At 71.5% G+C, this 5,595-nt stretch carries 5 protein-coding genes, 1 tRNA gene and 1 pseudogene; 6 read left to right on the forward strand and 1 reads right to left on the reverse strand.

Annotation, left to right across the window (positions count from 1 at the left end; all coding sequences use genetic code 11):
* The 3 genes and pseudogenes from OZN99_RS24030 to recR form a co-directional block, all read left to right on the forward strand.
* Positions 1–494: pseudogene (locus tag OZN99_RS24030) on the forward strand (DNA polymerase III subunit gamma/tau); the annotation flags it as partial.
* A 6-nt stretch (positions 495–500) separates the two neighbouring features.
* Complete coding sequence (locus tag OZN99_RS24035) at positions 501–833, forward strand: YbaB/EbfC family nucleoid-associated protein (protein ID WP_270937779.1); 333 nt, start codon at positions 501–503, stop codon at positions 831–833.
* Positions 834–993: 160 nt separating this feature from the next.
* Positions 994–1,596 (forward strand): recombination mediator RecR, encoded by a 603-nt coding sequence (gene recR / locus OZN99_RS24040; protein WP_270937780.1) that lies wholly within the window; start codon positions 994–996, stop codon positions 1,594–1,596.
* A gap of 7 nt (positions 1,597–1,603) precedes the next feature.
* Here the strand turns inward: recR and OZN99_RS24045 are convergent, their stop codons facing one another.
* Positions 1,604–2,113, reverse strand: a complete 510-nt coding sequence (locus OZN99_RS24045) for a ferritin-like domain-containing protein (protein WP_270937781.1) — start codon at positions 2,111–2,113, stop codon at positions 1,604–1,606.
* Positions 2,114–2,218: 105 nt separating this feature from the next.
* Here OZN99_RS24045 and OZN99_RS24050 point away from each other — a divergent pair.
* From OZN99_RS24050 to OZN99_RS24060, 3 genes are all read left to right on the forward strand, one after another.
* Positions 2,219–2,292, forward strand: a tRNA-Arg gene (locus OZN99_RS24050).
* A gap of 123 nt (positions 2,293–2,415) precedes the next feature.
* Positions 2,416–3,594: a DNA replication/repair protein RecF gene (gene recF, locus OZN99_RS24055; RefSeq protein WP_270937782.1), complete on the forward strand. Its 1,179-nt coding sequence runs from the start codon at positions 2,416–2,418 to the stop codon at positions 3,592–3,594.
* 51 nt (positions 3,595–3,645) lie between these two features.
* Positions 3,646–5,595: DNA gyrase subunit B (locus OZN99_RS24060; protein WP_270937783.1), on the forward strand; the 1,950-nt coding region annotated here is incomplete at its 3' end.

Here is a 5,595-nt window from a genome sequence, read left to right on the forward strand (position 1 = left end):
CGCCGGCGGCAGCGCCTGCCGTGGCGCAGCCGACCAGCTGGCGGGAGGTGGTGGCGCTCGCTTCCGGCCGGCAGCCACTGCTGCACGCGCATCTCGTGCACAGCGTGCATCCGGTGCGCGTCGTGCCCGGCCGGATCGAGCTGCGCCCGCGCCCCGACGCGCCGCGCGATCTCGCCCAGCAACTCGTGGCCCTCCTGCAGCAGGTGACCGGCACGCGCTGGACGGTCAGCCTGGTGAATGCCGGCGGCGAGCCGACGCTCGCCGAGCAGGGCCGCGCGGCGGAGCATGACCGGCTCGCCCTGGCGCGGAGCCATCCGCTGGTGCAGGCGGTGCTGCAGGCCTTCCCCGGCGCCACCATCGAAGCGGTGCGCGACGGCGCGCTCGACGCCTATGGGCTGCCGCCGCCGGTCGCGGCGGGCGACGACGGCCGCGATTTCGCACCGCCCGACGCCGAACCGGCGGGGCCGGACGACGATCTCACCGAGGAGGACTGAGCCGCGATGAAGAACCTGGGCAACATGCTGAAGCAGGCGCAGCAGATGCAGGCGCGCATGCAGGAGATGCAGGCGAAGCTGGAGGCGATGGAGGTGGAGGGCGCCGCGGGCGCCGGCATGGTGAAGGTTCTGCTCTCCGGCAAGGGCGACCTGCGCCGGGTGACGATCGATCCCTCGTTGGTCGTGGCGGAGGAGAAGGAGGTGCTGGAGGACCTGCTGGTCGCCGCCCATGCCGATGCCAAGCAGAAGGTCGAGGCGACCATGGCCGAAGAGATGCAGAAGGCCACCGCCGGGCTGAACATCCCGGGCGGGCTCGGCGGCCTGAAGCTGCCCTTCTGATATTCCCCGCGAAGCCGCTTCGCGTCTTCGCGGGGGCCCCGCATGGCGCCCTGCCCTGAGCGTTCGGTTCAGCCTGCCGTGGCAAAGCCACGGCAGGATACCGGGGGCAGCCAGCGGGGATGGACCGACCGGGCTGGCAGGGCCACATCCAGCTGCAGCGATGCGTGACCTTCCCGACGACCCGATCGAACGCCTGATCGCGCTGCTGGCGCGGACGCCCGGCATGGGTCGGCGCAGCGCGCGCCGCGCCGTGCTCAAGATGCTGATGCGCCCGCAGGAGACGATGCTGCCGCTGGCCGACGCGCTGACCGAGGCCGCGCGCGCCGTGCGCCCCTGCGAAACCTGCGGGAACCTGGATGCGCAGAGCCCCTGCGGCATCTGCCGCGACCCGCAGCGCGACCGGCATCTGGTCTGCGTGGTGGAGGGCGTCGCCGACCTCTGGGCGCTGGAGCGCGCGCATGCCCATCGCGGCCTGTACCACGTGCTGGGCGGGGTGCTGTCGCCGCTCGGCGGCGTCGGGCCGGAGGACCTGTCCATCCAGCCGTTGCTCGCCCGCATCGCCGATGGCGGCGTGGAGGAGGTGATCATCGCCCTGCCCGCGACGGTCGATGGCAGCGCTACCGCGCACTACCTGACCGACCGGCTGAAGCCGAGCGGCGTGGCCGTCACGCGCCTGGCGCAGGGCGTCCCGATGGGCGGTGCGCTCGACGTGCTGGACGAAGGCACGCTGGCCGCCGCGCTGCGCGCGCGGCGGCCGGTGTAGGTCCGGATCAGACGCCGGAGGTCTGGCCCGCCGCCTCCAGTTGCGTGTAGCGGCGGATGGTCGGGCTCAGGTTCTGCTCGATCCACTGCGCCATGCGGACTTCCTCGTTCAGGCTCTGCTCGAGCAGGCGCGGTGCCGAGCTGTCACCGGCGGCCTGGGCCATCTCCATCAGCGCCTTGTAGCTGGCGATCTCGAAATGCTCGAAGGCGTAGTTGGCGAAGGTGTTCTTCAGCACCTCGTCCTGCATCACCGCATGCCCGATCGCGGCCATGTTGCCCATGATCGAGGTGCCGATGTCCTTCAGCGTGGAGGGCGAGGAGCCGAGGGTGTTGAGGATCTGGTCGATGCGCTCCTGCTGGCGCCGGCTCTCCTCGGCGTGCTCGCGCAGGCGCTCCCGCATCTCCGGGTAGTTCTCCAGGCGCTCGACCTGGCGGTTGCAGAGCTGGATGGCCTGGGCCTCCAGGGCGTGGGCGTTCTGCAGGCCGGTGATGTAGATGTCGCGGATGCTGCTGGCCATGGGGGCTCCTTGGTCGAGAGGGTCCCGCCGGAACGGCGCAGCCCCGACCGCGGTTTCGCCCTGACCCTCGCGTGCGGCGCGAGGGCTGTGCTATTCCTGCGGCGAGTTCCCGTAGCTCAGCTGGATAGAGCACCAGATTCCTAATCTGGGGGCCGTGGGTTCGAATCCCGCCGGGAACATTTCCGACGCACTTGCCTGCATCCCGCTGGCCGCCGGCACCATGGCCGGCCGATGATTGACGTTCCAGCTCTGTTCCCCCACCTTGCCGCCATGATCCCGCACGCGGCCCTCGCACCCTCCGCGTGACCCAGCCACCGCTCCCGCCGCTGCGCCTGGCGCGCCTGCGGCTGACCGACTTCCGGTCCTACGCCGCCTTCGATGGCCGCTTCGCCGCGCGCATCGTCGCCATCGCCGGCGAGAACGGGGTGGGCAAGACCAACCTGCTCGAAGCCATCAGCCTGCTCGGTCCCGGGCGCGGGCTGCGCGGTGCGCGCGCCGCCGAGATCGGCCGGCGCAGCGGGGGGGAAGCGCGTCCCTGGGCCGCCTGGGGCAGGTTCGAAGGCCCGCATGGCGCCTGCGACATCGCCACCGGCACGGTGGGCGAGGATGGGCCGGACGCGCGCCGCAAGTGGCGGCTGGACGGCGAACCCCTGAAATCCGGCGCAGAGCTGGCCGACCGCGCCGCGGCCGTCTGGCTGACCCCGCAGATGGACCGGCTGTTCCAAGAGGGTGCGAGCGGACGGCGCCGCTTCCTGGACCGCCTGGTCTGGGCGCTGGAGCCCGGCCACGCACGGGAAGTCGCCGCCCATGAGACCGCCATGTCGGGCCGCAACCGCCTGCTGGGCGAAGGCCGGCGGGACGCCCGGTGGCTCGCCGCGCTGGAGGATGCCATGGCGCGGCACGCCGTCGCCGCCGCCGCGGCCCGGCGGGCGCTGGTGATCCGGCTGAACGCGCTGCTGGAGGCCGGGACGGCCACCGGGGCCTTCCCGGCAGCCCGGCTTGCCCTGCTGGACCCCATCGCCGCCGCGCTGGACGCCACGCCGGCCGTCGCTGTCGAGGACCGGGTTCGGGAAGACCTGGCGGCCAACCGTGCCCGCGACGCGGCGGCAGGCGGCGCCGCGGTGGGGGCGCATCGCGCGGACCTCGCGCTGATCCACCTGCCGAAGGACCTGCCGGCCGAGCTCTGCTCCACCGGAGAGCAGAAGGCGCTGCTGGTATCCGTCGTCCTGGCCCATGCCACGCTGATCGGGGCGGCGCGTGGCTTCGCGCCGCTGCTGCTGCTGGACGAGGTGGCGGCGCATCTCGACCAGGCGCGGCGAGAGGCGCTGTACACCGCGCTGGCGGGCCTGCCGGCGCAGGTCTTCCTGACCGGCACCGAAGCCGATATCTTCGCGCCCCTGCAAGGGCTGGCGGAAGGCTTCGGCGTGACGCCCTCCGGCCTCGTTCCGCTGCCGGAATTCCCCGTGCCGAATCCCGTCTGAATCCCTATATTCGACGGGTCCAGCCGCATCACCCAAGGAGCCTACGCCGGCATGTCCGACGCCGCCGCGCGCGCCACCCCGCCGAACCCGCCGACCGGCCAGAACGGCGAGGTGCCAGAGGCCTATGACAGCGCGTCCATCACCGTGCTGCGCGGGCTGGAGGCCGTGCGCAAGCGGCCGGGCATGTACATCGGCGACACCGATGACGGCTCCGGCCTGCACCACATGGCCTTCGAGATCATCGACAACGCCGTGGACGAGGCGCAGGCCGGCTATGCCACGCGCGTCTCCGTCACCCTGAACGGCGACGGCAGCGTCACCGTGGTGGATGACGGCCGCGGCATCCCGGTGGACATCCATACCGAGGAAGGCGTGAGCGCGGCCGAGGTGGTGCTGACCCGCCTGCACGCCGGCGGCAAGTTCAACCAGAACTCCTACAAGGTCTCGGGCGGCCTGCACGGCGTGGGCGCAGCGGTGGTGAATGCGCTGTCGGAGTGGATGGAGGTCCGCATCTGGCGCGACGGGCGTGAGCACTTCATCCGCTTCGAGCACGGCGAGACGGTGCAGCCGCTGAAGATCGTCGGCCCCTCGGACCATGCGAACGGCACCGAGGTGACGTTCAAGCCGTCCGACAGGACCTTCACCAAGACCGAATACGACTTCGCCGTGCTGGAGCGCCGCCTGCGCGAGCTGGCCTTCCTGAACAGCGGCCTGGCGATCGACCTGAAGGACGACCGCCACGTGCCGGCGGTGGAGACGCATTTCCAGTTCAAGGGCGGCCTGGTCGCCTTCGTGGAGTGGCTGGACCGCAGCAAGCAGCCGATCTTCAAGCCGCCGATCTCCGTCGTCAGCAAGGAGACGGACGGCATCCGCGTCGAGCTGGCGATGTGGTGGAACGACAGCCCGCACGAGGTGGCGCTGTGCTTCACCAACAACATCCCGCAGCGCGACGGCGGCACGCACCAGGCCGGCTTCCGCCAGGCGCTGACCCGCGTGGTCGCGAAATACGCCGAGGACCTGGCGAAGAAGGAGAAGGTCGAGCTCGTCGGCGACGACATGCGCGAAGGGCTGACCGCCGTGCTGTCCGTCAAGGTGCCGGACCCCAAGTTCAGCTCCCAGACCAAGGACAAGCTCGTCAGTTCCGAGGTGCAGCCGGTGGTGCAGATGGCCGTCGCGGACGCGCTGTCCCACTGGTTCGAGACGCATCCGAAGGAAGCCAAGCAGGTCCTGGAGCAGGTGGTGCTGGCCGCCGCCGCGCGGAAGGCGGCGCAGCTGGCGCGCGAGAAGGTGGGCCGCAAGAACGCGCTCGACATCTCGACCCTGCCCGGCAAGCTCGCCGACTGCCAGGAGAAGGACCCGGCGAAGTCCGAGCTCTTCATCGTCGAGGGCGACAGCGCCGGCGGCTCCGCCAAGCAGGGCCGCGACCGGCGCTTCCAGGCGATCCTGCCGCTGAAGGGCAAGATCCTCAACGTCGAACGCGCGCGCATGGACAAGATGCTGTCCAGCGCCGAGGTCGGCACGCTGATCACCGCGCTGGGCACGGGCATCGGGCCCGGCCCCGCGGAGAAGGGCGGCTTCGACGCGGACAAGCTGCGCTACCACCGCATCGTCATCATGACGGACGCCGACGTGGACGGCAGCCATATCCGCACGCTGCTGCTCACCTTCTTCTTCCGCCAGATGCACCAGCTGATCGAGCGCGGCCACCTCTTCATCGCGCAGCCGCCGCTGTACCGCGCCAAGCGCGGCAACGAGGAACGCTACCTGAAGGACGACCGCGCGCTGGAGGACTTCCTGCTGGAGAAGGCGCTCGCCGGCGGCTCGCTGCGCTTCGCCGACGGGCGGGAGCTGCGCGGCGACGAGCTGCGTACGCAGGTTGAGGCGCTGCGCCAGGTGCAGGCCCGCATCCGCCGCCTGGCGACGCAGGTGCCGGCCGCCATCGTCGAGCAGGCCGCGGTGGCCGGCGCGCTGACGCTCGACCCCGAGCGCGCGCTGGCCGGC

The organism is Falsiroseomonas oryzae (genome assembly GCF_027856955.1).
Taxonomy (GTDB): domain Bacteria; phylum Pseudomonadota; class Alphaproteobacteria; order Acetobacterales; family Acetobacteraceae; genus Falsiroseomonas; species Falsiroseomonas oryzae.

What these genes read in the sequence shown, in the direction of transcription:
- recR (WP_270937780.1), top strand. Translation starts at nt 994, where the DNA reads ATGCGTGACCTTCCCGACGACCCGATCGAACGCCTGATCGCGCTGCTG.
- OZN99_RS24035 (WP_270937779.1), top strand. Translation starts at nt 501, where the DNA reads ATGAAGAACCTGGGCAACATGCTGAAGCAGGCGCAGCAGATGCAGGCG.
- OZN99_RS24045 (WP_270937781.1), bottom strand. Translation starts at nt 2,113, where the DNA reads ATGGCCAGCAGCATCCGCGACATCTACATCACCGGCCTGCAGAACGCC.